Here is a 15,584-nt window from a genome sequence, read left to right as displayed (position 1 = left end):
TTATGACAATTGCTTAACTTAATGACATTGGGCGCGAGCGTCTCGCTCGTGTCTTAAAAAAATAAACCACTGTAGTTTTGCAGTGGTTTTTCTTATATAAACTAGCAAAATATTTTCTGATCATGCTTATTGTATTTATCCAAACCTAAATATAGATTTAGAAAAAAGATAGAGTTTAATGACTGATCAGCTGGATAAAGGAATCACCAAGATTACTTATAATTATCTGAATTTACCCAACAGCATAAAAAAACTAACAGAAACCATTAATTATACTTACAGGGCTGATGGGGTAAAGGTTGGAAAGAATTCTTCAGGTATTGCTATCCAGACAGATTACCTGGACGGATTTCAGTATGAAACGACTACAGGAGCCGCTGTACTTAAATTTATCCCAACTTCAGAAGGCTATTATAATTTTGAAAATAATAAGTATATTTACAACTATACAGATCATTTAGGAAATATAAGATTGAGTTATACGAATAATGGTTCCGGAGCACAGATCATTGAAGAAAATAATTATTATCCTTTTGGATTGAAGCATGAAGGTTATAATAACTTAACAGGGAATTCTTCTTATCAATATAAATACAACGGCAAAGAGCTTCAAACTGAAACAGGAATGTATGACTATGGTGCAAGATTTTACATGCCGGATATTGGAAGGTGGGGCGTAATTGATCCGCTGGCAGAACAATATCGCAGATGGTCGCCTTACAACTATGTAATGAATAATCCATTAAGATTTATCGACCCTGATGGAAGGAGTGCAACTGACTTCGTACAAAGAAAAGATGGCAGTATATATTGGGATAAAAATGCAAATTCTCAAACAACAACTAAATCTGGAGAAACTTATTTAGGAAAAGAATTAACCTTTAAGTTTAACAGTTATATTGATAAAAATCTTTGGGATGGTCCAACACTTGGAGGAATTGTAGATGCATCTGGAGATAAGCTAACAAGCACATTGAAATTATCCGCAAGAGAGAACGATGCAGGAGAGTTAACAAGTTTGGTGGGGAATTTTGAATCTAAACCTGGTGAAACTCCAGTAGGTACTCCAAGAATGTTCTATCCCGGAGAAGGAGGAAGTAATAATGTATTTACAATGAATAGTACATCGGGAGGAATTAATATTAATTTTGAACAACATGCCAGTGTATCACCCGTTGAAGAATATATGGCTTTAAGACCAAGCGGCTTTAAGATAGTAGATGTAGCCCAAAAATTAGATATAAATTACAATAGTAGCAATGGAAATCTTTCTGTGGGAGCTTATACTAACATATTTCCTTCTGCAAATCTAACTGTATCTGGAAATGGACAAACTTCTAAATTAATGCAATATAATCAGCCTTCTTTTCCAGGCACTCATTCAGCTCCTAAAAATAAGTATAATACATATGATTATTCTTATTATCCTTCAAAATTTTACAAAAGAAATTAATTATGTTTAAAATTAATTTAGCAAATAGCTTTTTTTATGTATTTATAAAGTATATAATTTTCTTTTTTATACTTGCATTTATAGGCAATAGATTTAATAATGCTGTAATTGACAAAACAGAAACATCTTTAAAAATGTTTCAACTTACTTTTAAATATATTTTAACAGTATTATTATATTCAATTCCTCTGATATTAGTATTTGGCTTTATAGTTTATTTTATTTTAAAAATGAAGAGAGGGTTATATTTTATGCTTTCTATTGTTTTATTTTTCATTGTGGAATATATTTTCTACACATATTTTTACTCTCCTTCGGATAAACTTTTAGGTCTTTACAATACTGTTATAGGAGTTATTATTTTAGGTCTATTTTTCCACAAAACAATCCGATCAAAATTCATAGGGTCATAAAAGAAATCCCGCCTTTTGGCGGGATTTCTTTTATGCTTTGGTCATGTGTCAGATTTAGTGATGGGGTAATTTTTGGTTGTTAACAGACTGGGAATCAGTATAAATTAAATTTAAATTAATAGGAAAACGAGAACAGATTATCCTGCTCTCGTTTATTTTTATGTAAAAAACTGGTTTTACTTATAAGCTTTTCTTGCATTAAAACCTCTAATGGTAAGATCGAGAAATCTTGTCCCCCCCAGCTGGTGCATTCTATGACAAAAAGCAAATAAAAATATTAAAAATTAAGATGCAAATTTATAAGTATTTACGAATGGAGTATTCCTAAATATTACAGCAAAAGCCCGGCTTATAATTTTGCATTTTACATTATTTATTACCAGCAGGGAGTGTTTTCCTTCCTGCTTTTTTCTTTCATAATAATTCTTTATTTCTGTGTCATGTCTTATTGCAGCGAGGGAAGGTTTAAATAACTTTGTTAATAAACAAAAATATCCATATTTTTAGTCTGTGACTACTAAGTAAAAAAACCACAAGCCAGCTTTTGAAAGCTGGCTTTGTGGTTTTTACAAATAGTATCTTAAAAAAAAGACTTTCCCTATTTTATTCTTTAATCAGTTTCTCATAAGAAACGCTTCCGTCTTTCAGAGCAATCTCAAGATAATAGCTTCCCGGTTTCAGATCTGAAATGCTGATGGTATCTCCGTTCGGTTTTACCGACATTGCTTTTCTTCCTGTTGACTCATAAATTTCTACTGATTTGATTTTATCCGCATTTTTGAAACTAACGGTTTCTTTAGCCGGATTAGGGTATAAAACAATCTTGTTACCTGCTACTGCAATAGCTTCATTGGTTGCAAGAGTTCCTGCCATATTTAATGTAGCATAACCTCTGTTTGCACCATGGTATTGTAAATTTAAACCAGGACCTTTCGCAAAAAAGATGTTTATTGCCCCTGCAGCATTTGGAATAGCAAAATCTCCTGATCCGCCTGCCAATGTTCTTGTTGCAATTACAGTCCTTATACCTGCAACAGTTGTATTAGATGTCATCGTCCAATTTTGAGTAGCATCAGGGGAAATAGATCCTATTCCGCCAAATGTATAATCTAAATTGGTAGTCGAGGTAGAATTTGCATTATACACAAATCCATCAGCTCCATTTGCCATTCCTACTGTTCCGAATCCGATACCAAGATAGGTTGTATCAGCACCTGTAAGCGTGATAGTAGCCAGAGTAGGCGTGGTATCCAACTTGACAGTCATTCCGGTCGACCCCAGGCTTACGGTACCTGAAGAAAACTGTGCTCCCAGCGTTGTAGCAAGAGCTAAACTTAATGTTAGTAAAACTTTTTTCATATTTTAATTTTTTAGTAGGTTAATGATTTCTTTATTGTTTGTTTGTAAGGCATATTCAAACGGAGTAATCCCCATTGAATCTTTTATCGATTTATCCGCTTTGTAGCGAAGTAATAATTCTACCAGTTCTTTGTTCCCGAATTTTACAGCCCAGAACAAAGGCGTTGATCCGGTAGCATCAGCGATATTGGGATCTGCTTTCTTTTTTAGTAAAAGTTCTACCAGATCTTTATTATATTTTACTGAAAGGCCTGCCAATGCCGTGCCTTCCTGGCTTTTATAATTGACATCTTTTACGTTATCAATCAAAAACTTAGCCACTTCTATGTTGCCTTTATAGCACGCTAAAATAAGGGGAGAAAAGCCACTTTCGTTAGTCTGATTGATCACATCAGGGTTTTGTTTCATCAGCTCTTTAGCTTCAGTTACAGTCCCGCTTCTGGCAATATCGAAAATCGATTTTGCTTTTTCCTGTGCCGATGTTAATGAAAGGCCCAGAAAAACACTTATAATTAAAATCAGATTTTTCATTGTTTTACCAATACATAGTTATAGTTAACGTTTACACTTTCTGCAATTTTTTTGGTCACCATTTTCGGAATGGTCACATTATGATCTGCCGGTCTAGCAACAAAGCTTCCCTGCATATAGATTTTTCCGTCTTTAGCATAGATTGTAGCCGGTGAAGAAACTGATTTATTAACTCCATGAAAATTTAAGGTTCCCTGGATGGTATATTTTTGTGGCGTTGCAGACAGCTTGGCTTTGTCAAAACTTATGATCTTACCTGTAAAAGTGCTTTTTGGATATTTTGCAGTTTCGGCATAGCTTTCGTTAAAATGCTCTTCCATTAATTTGGTCTTAAAATGAAAGTTTTTAACAACCGATACGGAAGCAATATCCCCAGTATCTGCATTAAGAATAACCACATTATTGCCATCCTGTGCAAAAACGTCTTCAAATAAAGGCACTGAAGCCTCAAAGGTTACTTTGCCCGTTTTAGAACTGTATTTTTGTGCTAAAACGAGGTTGGTAAAAAGTAACGAAATAACAATTAAAACTAACTTTTTCATATTAAACATCATTTAATTTTCTATAAGCCCATCAGCTTTCCATTTGATAAAAATATTGATCTGAGATTGTGATAATGACCCTCCTTGAGGCATTTTTCCGAGATCACCGTTGGCTCTTTGTATTCTGTCTAAGATACCATCTATCTTATTCTTTACCTGATTATAGTCTGTAAACGGCTGATAAGCGGCAGGGCCGTTAGCTGAATGGCAACTGATACAGTTGGCATCAATAATAGGTTTTACATCTGCCGTAAATTTCACCTGCTGGGTAATAGGTGTATTATCTGAAATCTCTTCATAGGTTCTGCTTTCACAGGAAATTACAAACGCTGACAATGGTATTATGTATATTAACTTTTTCATCTTAAAATACTCTATAAAGATTAAACCCAAAGTAAATATGCCCTTTTCCCCAATTACCCGTCGCATTGGTAAGGTAACCGATATCCGAATTAAGCTGTGAATTACTGAATAAAAGCTGGAAAACGTGCCCACCGGTTTCTATATCCATTCCTAATGATAGTGGGTTTTTATAAAAACTGTGGTTATCAAAATTTACAAAATATTCAGCATTGATCGATATTCTTTTAGAGATCTTGTAACGTCCGCCTAATCCTGCTAAAAATTGATTTTTATCTTCAATATTCGGTTCATAAAGGTTCTTATGAACGTAAGAAGGTGTTAGCTGTAAAGAAAAGTCATCACTGAACCTTCTTGAAATCAAAGCTTGTGTAAGGTAAGAAAGCCTGTCACCAAACTGAAGATGCGGGTAATTGTCTTTATCCAGATCTGTATTTATTGCCATTACATTATAGCCTACCACATTGAGGGGAAAACTGTCATTTTGCTCAAGCAATCTGTATTTGCCTCCTAATTCAAAAGTTTTCTGGTTGGTCTCTCTTGAAAGATTTAAGGATAACCAGTCTGTAGCTCCATAGATCACTCCTAGTTTGGTAGAGGCATCATCCAATCCAAAGAAGTTTTTAAACCCTGTGCTGATGTCTCCGAAACGGTGGGCTACTACAATATACCATTCATTTTTTGCAGAAAGCTTTGTAGATTGCCCCGTAACAATTTGTAGAGCCTTGAAAGCAGGCTGAGAATTTTCGGTGTTTGTTTTGATGGTATCAATGTCTTTCAGCAGGTCTTCCTGTGAAAAGGCCAGAGCTGATGAAAGCATTGATAAAAGTAATAAGGTTTTTGTCATATAAATTTAAAAAATTAATTTACTATGGCAAACTTATAGAGTTCCCACTGCAAAATCGTGTGATAAAAGTCACTCACTAAATAGTTTTTATCAATCACATTATTAAACAACTTTCATTAGAGATGTCTAACATTTTCATTTACAGTTAGTTTTATTCCTTCTTTGGTCTGTATAATTTCTCCCTCATTTTCGATTTTTTTCAGAACCCTGCTTACCACTTCTCTTGAAGTACCTAAATTATTGGCAATTTCTTTGTGAGTTAATTTTACCGGATTATTTCCTGTGACCGAAATTTGTTGTTTAATATAGTTTAAGACTCTTATATCAAGTTTATGGAATACTGCGTCATTTACCATATTCATGACATCTGAAAACCTTTTATGATATTCATTATAAAAGACCCTGTTGATCTCAGGAAATTTAATCAGCCATTCATGAATAACGGAAACAGGAATCAGCAGTACTTCCGAATCTTCTTCTGCAAAAGCATAAACTTTGCTTGTATAATCGTTAAAAATAGAAGAAAAAGTCATTAAGCAGCTGTCATTGGGCCTTACATAATAATAGATCAGTTCTCTGCCATCATTCAGGGAATATACTTTTATTGAGCCGCTTATTAAAAAAGGTACAAATTTATTCTTTTGCCCTTCTCTTGTAATCTCAGTTTTCCCTTTTATATTGGTTATGATAGCATGCTTCTGAATTTCATCTGCAAAATCGCTACCTAAAAAACCAAACTTATTAAGAACAAACTGGTTATTCGTCACATCCATTATATCAATTTATAGAACAAATATATAAAATTGAACAATTCATATGATATATTTTTAATACTTTAAAGTTATTTAACAATAAATACGAAAATTTACCATTAAAATTAATAAAATTAAATATTATTTCATTTTAAATCATTTAAAGCTATGATTTTTTATAACATCAAAAGAAATATGATAATGTAAAAAAGATAAAACAAAAATGCCTCAATTTCTTGAGGCATTCTGATTTATCTTTAAAAGAAATCTTATGCTTGTACATTATTACCACCTACTACAAATGGCTCAACTTCTTTGATTTCTCCGAATTGTTGCTCATAATTAGCGATGTTTTGTTGAAGAGCAGATAATACTCTTTTAGCATGAAGCGGAGCAAGAATTACTCTTGATCTCACTTTTGCCTGCTGAACACCTGGCATTAACTGGATGAAATCTACTACAAATTCAGATGGAGAGTGATTTACTAAAGCTAAGTTAGCATAGATACCAGCCGCTACCATTTCGTTTAATTCGATGTTGATGTTTCCGTCTTGTGGATTTTGATTTTGATTGTCCATTGTTGTTTTTAAAATTTTAGATTTCAAATTATAGACTACGAATATAAATCATTTAAAATATATATTGCATAGTCTATAATTAAAATTTAGTTAATATCTTCAAATTCTTTCTTAGAGCCTACGATTACATTCTGGTACTCTTTAAGACCTGTACCTGCAGGGATTCTGTGTCCTACAATTACATTTTCTTTAAGACCTCCTAAATAGTCTACCTTACCGGCAACCGCTGCTTCATTAAGAACTTTAGTCGTTTCCTGGAACGATGCTGCAGACATGAATGATTTAGTCTGAAGAGCCGCTCTTGTAATCCCTTGTAATACAGGCGTTGCTGTAGCAGGAAGTGCTTCTCTTACTTCTACCAAGTTTTGGTCTTCACGTTTCAGCTTAGAGTTTTCATCTCTCAGTTCTCTTGCAGTAATCATCTGGCCTGGTCTGAATTCTTTAGAATCACCGGCATCTACTACTACTTTAAGACCGAATACCCTGTTGTTCTCTTCAAGGAAGTCATATTTATGTTCTAAAGCTCCTTCAAGGAATTGGGTATCACCTCCATCCACGATTTCTACTTTAGTCATCATCTGTCTTACAATGATTTCGAAGTGTTTATCATCGATTTTCACCCCTTGCAGACGGTAAACTTCCTGAATTTCATTTACAAGATATTCCTGAACTGCAGTTGGACCTTTGATTCTTAAGATGTCATCCGGTGTGATTGATCCGTCAGAAAGCGGAGAACCGGCTCTTACGAAGTCATTCTCCTGAACCAGGATCTGGTTGGAAAGTTTTACTAAGTAAATCTTTCTTTCTCCAGTCTTAGCCTCAACAATAAGTTCACGGTTACCTCTCTTAATTTTTCCGTAAGAAACTACCCCATCGATTTCTGTAACAACCGCCGGGTTTGAAGGGTTTCTTGCTTCGAATAATTCGGTAACTCTCGGAAGACCTCCGGTGATATCCCCTGCTTTTGCAGATTTTCTCGGGATTTTGATTAAGACTTTACCAGCCTTAATTTTTTCACCATCGTTAACCATTAAGTGGGCTCCTACCGGTAAGTTGTAAGCTCTCTGCTCAACCCCTTTAGAATCTACCACTTTTAAGGTAGGTACGGCTTTCTTATTTCTTGATTCAGAGATTACTTTCTCCTCGAAACCTGTTTGCTCATCAATTTCAAGCTGGAAAGAAACCCCCTGGATGATATCTTCATATTCTACTTTACCGGAAGTTTCAGCAATGATAACCGCGTTATACGGATCCCATTTACAGATTACATCCCCTTTCTTCACTTTATCACCAGGCTTCACTGCCAATACCGAACCGTAAGGTACGTTAGCCACCATCAATGGTGTTCTTGAATCGTTATCAGCTACCAATCTGAATTCCGTTGAACGGGAAACCACAACCTCAGCTGTGTTACCGTTTTCATCTTCAGAAGTAATTGTTCTTACTTCATCCATTTCAACGATCCCGTCTCTTCTTGCAACGATTGAAGGGTTTTCCGATACGTTTGATGCAGTACCCCCTTGGTGGAAGGTTCTCAATGTTAACTGAGTTCCCGGTTCCCCAATTGATTGTGCAGCAATTACACCTACCGCTTCACCCATGTGAATTACTTTACCTGTTGCCAGGTTTCTACCGTAACATTTAGCACAGATTCCTTTTTTAGCTTCACAGGTTAATGGTGAACGAACTTCAACAGCTTCCAATCCTGCTGCTTCAATTCTCTTAGCCAGTTCTTCATTGATCACCTGGTCAGCCTGAGCAATTAACTCGTCTGTTTCAGGATCGTATATATTGTGAAGAGATACTCTACCTAGAATTCTTTCTGAGATTTTTTCAACGATCTCATCATTTTTCTTAAGGGCAGTAACTTCAGTTCCTCTTAAAGTACCACAGTCTGCTTCGGTAACGATTACGTCCTGTGCAACGTCTACCAGTCTTCTCGTTAAGTAACCTGCATCGGCAGTCTTAAGAGCGGTATCTGCAAGACCTTTACGGGCACCGTGGGTAGAAATAAAGTACTCAAGGATCGAAAGGCCTTCTTTAAAGTTGGCAACAATCGGGTTTTCGATGATCTCCGCACCGGTAGAGCCGGCTTTTTGCGGTTTTGCCATCAACCCTCTCATCCCTGATAACTGACGGATCTGTTCTTTAGAACCCCTCGCCCCTGAATCAAGCATCATATATACAGAGTTGAATCCACCCTGGTCAGATTTCATTCTGCTCATGATCATTTCAGTTAATCCTGCGTTGGTGTTTGTCCAAACGTCGATTACCTGGTTATAACGTTCCGTGTCTGTGATAAGACCCATGTTATAGTTCGCTCTGATTTCATCTACATTTTCAACAGCCTGAGCAATCATTTGCTTTTTCTCAGCAGGAACCACGATATCTCCTAATGAGAACGAAAGACCTCCTTTGAATGCGTTTGAGTATCCTAAATCTTTCATTGCATCTAAGAACTTCACTGTTGTAGGGAAGTCTGTGTCAGCAAGGATTTTACCGATAACGTTTCTTAATGATTTCTTGGTTAAAAGTTCATTAATATATCCTACCTGCTTAGGTACAATCTGGTTGAATAAGATTCTTCCCACAGAAGTTTCAATTAACCTTGTTACCAGCTCTCCGTTTTCTTTAACCGGTAATTTACATCTTACCTTGGCATTTAAAGAAACTTTTCCTTCTGCATAAGCGATTTCCGCTTCTTCAGGAGAATAGAATGCAAGACCTTCACCTTTTACTTTCATATCTTCTGTAGAGCTTAATTCTTTAGTCATAAAATAAAGACCAAGAACCATGTCCTGAGAAGGTACCGTAATTGGAGAACCGTTTGCAGGGTTCAGGATATTCTGAGAACCTAACATCAATAACTGAGCTTCAAGGATCGCTTCAGGGCCTAACGGTAAGTGTACCGCCATCTGGTCACCATCGAAATCGGCGTTGAAAGCTGTTGTTACCAATGGGTGTAGCTGGATTGCCTTACCTTCGATCATCTTAGGTTGGAAAGCCTGGATACCCAGTCTGTGAAGGGTAGGTGCCCTGTTCAAAAGAACCGGGTGACCTTTCATCACATTTTCAAGGATATCATAAACTACGGGTTCTTTTCTGTCAATAATTCTCTTTGCAGATTTTACTGTTTTTACAATCCCTCTTTCAATCAGTTTTCTGATGATGAACGGTTTGTAAAGTTCTGCAGCCATATCTTTAGGAATACCACATTCGTGAAGCTGTAAGTTTGGACCTACAACAATTACGGAACGCGCAGAGTAATCTACCCTTTTTCCCAATAAGTTCTGACGGAAACGACCCTGCTTACCTTTCAATGAGTCTGAAAGTGATTTCAACGGTCTGTTTGATTCAGATTTTACGGCTGAAGATTTTCTTGTATTATCGAATAATGAATCTACTGATTCCTGAAGCATACGCTTCTCGTTTCTTAAGATTACTTCCGGAGCTTTGATCTCCAATAATCTTTTTAAACGGTTGTTTCTGATAATAACTCTTCTGTAAAGGTCATTTAAGTCGGAAGTAGCGAAACGTCCTCCATCCAATGGAACCAATGGTCTTAACTCCGGTGGAATGACAGGAAGCACCCGCATGATCATCCACTCCGGTCTGTTGATCATTCTTGTATTGGCACCTCTTAGTGCTTCTACAACGTTCAATCTTTTCAGAGCTTCAGTTCTTCTTTGCTTAGAACCTTCATTGTGAGCTTTGTGTCTCAAATCGAAAGACAATGCATCAAGATCGATTCTTTTTAATAGTTCCTCAACAGCTTCAGCACCCATTTTAGCGATGAATTTATTTGGATCTGAATCATCAAGATACTGGTTCTCAACCGGAAGAGTTTCCATGATATCAAGATATTCTTCTTCTGTTAAGAATTCCATGTTATCGAAGTCTGAGCCATCTAATTTTTTAGCAATACCCTGTTGGATCACTACATATCTTTCGTAGTAGATGATCATATCTAATTTCTTAGAAGGAATTCCCAGAAGGTAACCTATTTTGTTCGGTAAAGAACGGAAGTACCAGATATGAGCGATAGGAACTACCAAATTGATATGCCCGATTCTCTCTCTTCTTACTTTCTTTTCCGTAACTTCTACTCCACAACGGTCGCAAACGATCCCTTTGTAACGAATTCTCTTATACTTACCACAAGCACATTCGTAATCTTTTACAGGACCGAAGATTTTTTCACAGAACAACCCGTCTCTTTCAGGTTTGTGCGTTCTGTAGTTAATAGTTTCCGGTTTTAGAACTTCCCCTCTTGAATCCTGAAGAATGGATTCCGGTGAAGCTAAGCCGATGGTTATTTTATTAAATCTACTTGATTTATTTTTATTTGACATAATTTTTTAGATTTTAGATTTCAGATTTCAGATTTCAGACGAAATCATCATTCCAAATTCAACTGGTTTTAAAATTTTTAGAGTCACATAATCTGACATCTAGTGTCGATATCTGATATCTTACTCTTCCAATCTTACGTCTAATCCAAGACCCTGTAACTCGTGAAGTAATACGTTGAAAGATTCTGGAATACCCGGTTCAGGCATTGCTTCCCCTTTCGCAATTGCTTCATAAGTTTTTGCTCTACCAATCACGTCATCCGACTTCACAGTTAAGATCTCTCTCAAGATATTCGATGCCCCGAATGCTTCAAGAGCCCAAACCTCCATCTCCCCGAATCTCTGACCACCAAATTGAGCTTTACCTCCTAACGGCTGCTGAGTAATCAATGAGTAAGGACCAATAGAACGTGCGTGCATTTTATCATCAACCATGTGACCCAGTTTCAGCATGTAAATAATACCTACTGTAGCCGGCTGCGTAAATCTTTCTCCGGTACCCCCATCATAAAGGTGAGTGTTTCCGAATTTCGGAAGACCTGCTTTTTCAGTGTACTCAGTAATCTGATCAAGAGTTGCTCCGTCGAAGATTGGTGTAGCGAACTTCATTCCCAATTTCTGACCAGCCCATCCAAGAACTGTCTCATAAATCTGACCGATGTTCATACGGGAAGGTACCCCTAGTGGGTTCAATACAATATCTACCGGTGTTCCGTCTTCAAGGAATGGCATATCTTCTTCACGAACGATTCTTGAAACGATACCTTTGTTACCGTGACGTCCTGCCATTTTATCCCCTACATTAAGCTTACGTTTTTTAGCGATATACACTTTAGCCAGCTTCATGATCCCGGCCGGAAGCTCATCTCCGATAGAAATTGCAAATTTTTCACGGTTTTTAACCCCCTGGATATCATTGTACTTGATTTTGTAATTATGAATCAATTGCTTAATCAATTCATTTTTATCATTATCTACAGTCCAGTCAGCACCACTTACATTAACATAATCTTCAACTGAAGTCAATAATTTATGAGTGAATTTCACACCTTTACCGATAATTTCTTCATCAAGATCGTTGGTAACTCCCTGAGAAGTTTTACCGCTTACCAGTGTATTTAATTTCTCAATTAAAGTGTTTCTTAGCTCATCAAACTTAGCCTTGTAAGTGTTTTCAATCTCTTCAAGCTTAAGTTTTTCTTCAGTTCTTTTCTTTTTATCTTTAATGTTTCTTGAGAACAATTTTTTGTTGATCACAACACCTCTTAATGAAGAGTCTGCTTTTAATGAAGCATCTTTTACATCACCGGCTTTGTCACCGAAAATCGCTCTAAGAAGTTTTTCTTCAGGAGTAGGGTCAGATTCACCTTTTGGAGTGATCTTACCAATCATGATATCACCAGGCTTCACTTCAGCACCGATTCTGATCATCCCGTTTTCGTCAAGATCTTTAGTAGCTTCTTCTGAAACGTTTGGAATATCTGCTGTTAATTCTTCCATACCTAATTTGGTATCACGAACTTCAAGTGAATATTCATCTACGTGGATTGAAGTAAACCAGTCTTCACGAACTACTTTTTCGTTGATTACGATCGCATCCTCAAAGTTGTATCCTTTCCAAGGCATGAACGCAACCACTAAGTTTCTACCAAGAGCCAATTCTCCTTTTTCAGTAGCATAACCGTCACAAAGCACCTGTCCTTTTTCTACTGTATCACCTACTCTTACGTTTGGTCTTAGGGTAATGGTTGTACTCTGGTTGGTTTTTCTGAACTTAGTTAAGTTATATGTTTTAGTAGCAGACTCGAATTGTACTAAATCTTCGTCTTCACTTCTTTCATATTTGATCGTAATTTTATCAGCATCAACGTACTCAACGGTACCGTTACCTTCAGCATTGATCAGGATTCTTGAATCTTTAGCAACCTGCTGCTCAAGACCTGTACCTACGATCGGTGCCTGTGGCTTCAATAACGGAACTGCCTGACGCATCATGTTTGAACCCATCAATGCACGGTTCGCATCATCATGTTCCAGGAATGGAATCAATGAAGCTGAAATACCTGAGATCTGGTTTGGTGCAACGTCGATAAGGTCAACCTGTTGAGGCTCCACTACCGGGTAGTCACCATCTAATCTTGCAATAATTCTGTCCGTTAAGAATTCACCCTGATCGTTCAGGTCTACGTTAGCCTGGGCAATTACTTTATCTTCTTCGTCTTCTGCATTTAAATAGATAGGATCAGCAGTAAGGTCAATTTTACTGTTTTCTACTTTTCTATATGGAGTTTCGATGAAGCCTAGGTTATTGATTTTAGCATAAATACCTAAAGATGAAATCAAACCGATGTTTGGTCCTTCCGGAGTTTCAATCGGGCAAATTCTTCCGTAGTGAGTATGGTGAACGTCACGAACCTCGAAACCTGCTCTTTCTCTTGATAAACCACCAGGCCCCAGTGCAGATAATCTTCTCTTGTGAGTGATTTCTGATAACGGGTTGGTTTGGTCCATAAACTGAGAAAGCTGGTTGGTCCCAAAGAATGAGTTGATTACCGATGTTAAAGTTTTAGCGTTTACAAGATCAAGCGGTGTAAAGATTTCGTTATCTCTAACGTTCATTCTTTCCTTGATTGTTCTTGCAATTCTTGAAAGACCTACACCAAACTGTCCTGCCAATTGCTCACCAACAGTTTTAATTCTTCTGTTTGATAAGTGGTCGATATCATCAACCTCAGCTTTGGAATTTACCAGTTCGATCAAATGTCTTACGATCGCAATGATATCTTCTTTGGTAAGAACTTCAGTTGTCGTAGGAATATTAAGTCCTAATTTTTTGTTCAGTCTGTAACGTCCTACTTCACCAAGAGAATATCTTTGTTCAGAGAAGAATAATTTTTCAATGATTCCTCTTGCTGTTTCCTCATCTGGCGGATCTGCATTTCTTAACTGACGGTAAATGTATTCTACCGCTTCTTTTTCAGAGTTGGTAGGGTCTTTTTGTAATGTATTCTGAATGATAGAGAATTCATTGCTGTTTTCTTTGTGAATCAGAATAGACTTCACACCTGCATCCAGGATAAGATCCAAATGTTCTTTTTCAAGAATCGTTTCTCTATCTAAGATGATTTCATTTCTTTCGATAGAAACTACCTCACCTGTATCTTCATCTACGAAATCTTCGAACCACGTGTTCAATACTCTCGCAGCCAATGTTCTTCCTTCTACTTTTTTAAGGGCAGCTTTAGAAACTTTCACTTCTTCCGCAAGGTCGAAAATCTGAAGGATGTCTTTATCAGATTCAAAACCGATAGCTCTTAATAAGGTAGTTAATGGTAACTTTTTCTTACGGTCGATATACGCGTACATTACGCTGTTGATATCAGTAGTAAATTCCATCCAAGACCCTTTGAAAGGGATAATTCTTGAATAGTAAAGTTTGGTTCCATTTGCGTGGTAAGTCTGCCCGAAGAACACACCAGGTGAACGGTGTAACTGGGTAACGATAACTCTTTCAGCACCGTTAATGATGAAAGAACCACTAGGCGTCATGTAAGGAACCGGACCTAAATATACATCCTGAACCACAGTCTGGAAATCCTCGTGTTCAGGGTCTGTACAATACAATTTAAGCCTTGCTTTAAGAGGAACTGAATAGGTTAGTCCTCTTTCCACACATTCATCGATTGAATAACGTGGAGAATCTACCAGATAATCTAAAAACTCCAATACGAATTGGTTTCTAGAATCGGTAATCGGGAAATTTTCTTGGAAGGTCTTATATAAACCTTCGCTTCTTCTGTCTTCAGGAAGTGTATCAAGCTGGAAAAAATCTTTAAAAGACTCTAATTGGATATCCAAGAAATCCGGAGTTATGATTTTTCCTTTAGCTGACGAGAAATTAATTCTCTGATTTCCCTTAGTTGTTACTGTTGTTTTACTCATAAAACTTTTAAGAAAGGGTTAAAAAATATTTTGATTTTACAAAAAAATATCAGGAAGAAGAAAGAGAAGGGAGTAAAGAAAAAGACTTTATAATATTTGGCGCTATCAGAATAGTCTCATTTCTTTTTTCTTGATTCTCAGAATCTTATTCCTAACTGCAACACTGGTATATCTTTTCACAGCGTAATGCAAAATATTTTTAATTCTTTTTTGAGGCAGAAATCACCGCAATATCTACATACACAAAATCCCCTTCATTTTCACGAAAGAGCTGATTTTTAATATTTTATAGATTTACAAACAATTATTAGCGCCAAAAGAGTTGGCAAAGATACAAAAATTTACCCATAATCACAAATAAAAACCAATTCGTTTTTAATCGATTATCTTTTTTTAGTGAATAAAAAAGAGGCTGTCTCAAAAGGGGCAGTCTTTTTTCTGTCTCAAAATTTGTA

General features: G+C 36.6%; 9 protein-coding genes and 1 pseudogene. 1 reads left to right on the top strand and 9 read right to left on the bottom strand.

Features of this window, described 5'->3' with window-relative positions; translation table 11 throughout:
- Window positions 1-178 precede the first annotated feature (178 nt).
- Window positions 179-781 (top strand): annotated as a pseudogene (locus PMI13_RS20885) (RHS repeat-associated core domain-containing protein); the annotation flags it as partial.
- Window positions 782-2,469: 1,688 nt separating this feature from the next.
- Here PMI13_RS20885 and PMI13_RS09190 read toward each other — a convergent pair.
- The 9 genes from PMI13_RS09190 to rpoB form a co-directional block, all read right to left on the bottom strand.
- Window positions 2,470-3,225 (bottom strand): T9SS type A sorting domain-containing protein, encoded by a 756-nt coding sequence (locus tag PMI13_RS09190; protein WP_007842964.1) that lies wholly within the window; start codon window positions 3,223-3,225, stop codon window positions 2,470-2,472.
- Window positions 3,226-3,228: 3 nt separating this feature from the next.
- The gene (locus PMI13_RS09185) at window positions 3,229-3,756 is read right to left on the bottom strand and encodes an ankyrin repeat domain-containing protein (protein ID WP_007842962.1); all 528 of its coding nucleotides are present in this window, start codon (window positions 3,754-3,756) and stop codon (window positions 3,229-3,231) included.
- Window positions 3,753-4,298 carry a YceI family protein gene (locus PMI13_RS09180; protein ID WP_007842961.1) on the bottom strand — a complete coding sequence of 182 codons (546 nt, stop codon included), beginning with the start codon at window positions 4,296-4,298 and terminating at the stop codon, window positions 3,753-3,755. The genes PMI13_RS09185 and PMI13_RS09180 overlap by 4 nt, the downstream gene beginning before the upstream one ends.
- A gap of 12 nt (window positions 4,299-4,310) precedes the next feature.
- A complete protein-coding gene (locus PMI13_RS09175; RefSeq protein ID WP_034670939.1) occupies window positions 4,311-4,661 on the bottom strand; it encodes a c-type cytochrome in 351 nt (116 codons plus the stop codon).
- 1 nt (window position 4,662) lies between these two features.
- A complete protein-coding gene (locus PMI13_RS09170) occupies window positions 4,663-5,505 on the bottom strand; it encodes a DUF5777 family beta-barrel protein (RefSeq protein WP_007842957.1) in 843 nt (280 codons plus the stop codon).
- A 116-nt stretch (window positions 5,506-5,621) separates the two neighbouring features.
- Complete coding sequence (locus tag PMI13_RS09165) at window positions 5,622-6,278, bottom strand: Crp/Fnr family transcriptional regulator (protein ID WP_007842954.1); 657 nt, start codon at window positions 6,276-6,278, stop codon at window positions 5,622-5,624.
- 248 nt (window positions 6,279-6,526) lie between these two features.
- Window positions 6,527-6,835 carry a DUF3467 domain-containing protein gene (locus PMI13_RS09160; protein ID WP_007842953.1) on the bottom strand — a complete coding sequence of 103 codons (309 nt, stop codon included), beginning with the start codon at window positions 6,833-6,835 and terminating at the stop codon, window positions 6,527-6,529.
- Between the two features lie 86 nt (window positions 6,836-6,921).
- Window positions 6,922-11,187: a DNA-directed RNA polymerase subunit beta' gene (gene rpoC / locus PMI13_RS09155; RefSeq protein ID WP_007842952.1), complete on the bottom strand. Its 4,266-nt coding sequence runs from the start codon at window positions 11,185-11,187 to the stop codon at window positions 6,922-6,924.
- A gap of 120 nt (window positions 11,188-11,307) precedes the next feature.
- Entirely contained in the window at window positions 11,308-15,129 is a 3,822-nt protein-coding gene (gene rpoB, locus PMI13_RS09150) for a DNA-directed RNA polymerase subunit beta (protein ID WP_007842951.1), read from the bottom strand.
- Window positions 15,130-15,584 lie beyond the last annotated feature (455 nt).

It is taken from the genome of Chryseobacterium populi, from assembly GCF_000282115.1.
GTDB lineage: Bacteria > Bacteroidota > Bacteroidia > Flavobacteriales > Weeksellaceae > Chryseobacterium > Chryseobacterium populi.
The sequence above is the reverse complement of the archived record's forward strand: the minus strand, read 5'-3'. Positions and strand labels throughout refer to the sequence as shown.

What these genes read in the sequence shown, in the direction of transcription:
- PMI13_RS09190 (WP_007842964.1), bottom strand. Translation starts at nt 3,225, where the DNA reads ATGAAAAAAGTTTTACTAACATTAAGTTTAGCTCTTGCTACAACGCTG.
- PMI13_RS09185 (WP_007842962.1), bottom strand. Translation starts at nt 3,756, where the DNA reads ATGAAAAATCTGATTTTAATTATAAGTGTTTTTCTGGGCCTTTCATTA.
- PMI13_RS09180 (WP_007842961.1), bottom strand. Translation starts at nt 4,298, where the DNA reads ATGAAAAAGTTAGTTTTAATTGTTATTTCGTTACTTTTTACCAACCTC.
- PMI13_RS09175 (WP_034670939.1), bottom strand. Translation starts at nt 4,661, where the DNA reads ATGAAAAAGTTAATATACATAATACCATTGTCAGCGTTTGTAATTTCC.
- PMI13_RS09170 (WP_007842957.1), bottom strand. Translation starts at nt 5,505, where the DNA reads ATGACAAAAACCTTATTACTTTTATCAATGCTTTCATCAGCTCTGGCC.
- PMI13_RS09165 (WP_007842954.1), bottom strand. Translation starts at nt 6,278, where the DNA reads ATGGATGTGACGAATAACCAGTTTGTTCTTAATAAGTTTGGTTTTTTA.
- PMI13_RS09160 (WP_007842953.1), bottom strand. Translation starts at nt 6,835, where the DNA reads ATGGACAATCAAAATCAAAATCCACAAGACGGAAACATCAACATCGAA.
- rpoC (WP_007842952.1), bottom strand. Translation starts at nt 11,187, where the DNA reads ATGTCAAATAAAAATAAATCAAGTAGATTTAATAAAATAACCATCGGC.
- rpoB (WP_007842951.1), bottom strand. Translation starts at nt 15,129, where the DNA reads ATGAGTAAAACAACAGTAACAACTAAGGGAAATCAGAGAATTAATTTC.